This window comes from Oleiphilus sp. HI0132, from assembly GCF_001635845.1.
In genome coordinates, this window is sequence record NZ_LWGJ01000246.1 from 1 (window position 1) to 760 (window position 760).

At 46.2% G+C, this 760-nt stretch carries 1 protein-coding gene; it reads left to right on the forward strand.

The genetic code is table 11. From position 1 onward, the window contains the following. Positions 1 to 742, forward strand: a 742-nt coding sequence (locus A3766_RS03025) for a chemotaxis protein CheB (RefSeq protein ID WP_068641644.1), incomplete at its 5' end; no start/stop codon positions are given. Positions 743 to 760 lie beyond the last annotated feature (18 nt).

Below are 760 nucleotides of genomic sequence, written 5' to 3' on the forward strand. Positions count from 1 at the left end.
AGTTGACTATATCGCAAAACCACAAGGTGGTTCCTGGGATAACCTTTCGGATTATGCGCTAACAATTCAGAGTAAAGTTAGAAATGCTGCCATTGCGAATATGGCGGCTCATGATAGAGTGCTTTCGTCGAAGCAAGCTTCTAGTGAGGCGACAGAAAAACGTAAATTTGACGGGCGAAAAATTATTTGTATCGGAAGTTCTACGGGTGGAACGGAAGCTCTACGTGAAGTCCTGCAAGGGATGCCAGCAAACTGCCCGCCTATTGTTATGGCGCAGCATATACCTGCTACCTTTAGTGCCTCATTGGCGCAGCGGCTTGATGGACACTGTGAAATCACAGTTAAGGAAGCAAAGAGTGGTATGCCTTTGGAGCCGGGCCATGCTTATTTAGCGCCAGGCGACTTCCATTTAAAAGTTTACGAGAAAAACGGGCGCTTGGTTACCTCTCTATATGATGGAGAGAAGGTCAGTGGTCATAAGCCTTCGGTCAATGTATTATTCGACTCAGTCGCACAGCATTATGGGAAATATGCAGTTTCAGCTATCCTAACGGGGATGGGAAGTGATGGCGCCGAAGGTATGGAAAGAATACTTTCAGTGGGCGGTGCAACTTTTGCTCAAGATGAAGCAACGAGTGTTGTATGGGGAATGCCCGGCGCAGCTGTTAAACTTAACGCTGTGCAAAAAGTGCTCCCGATAAATAAAATTCGAGAAGCGCTACTTAAGGCTTGTGAAAGGTAGCGTTAGGAAATATCTATT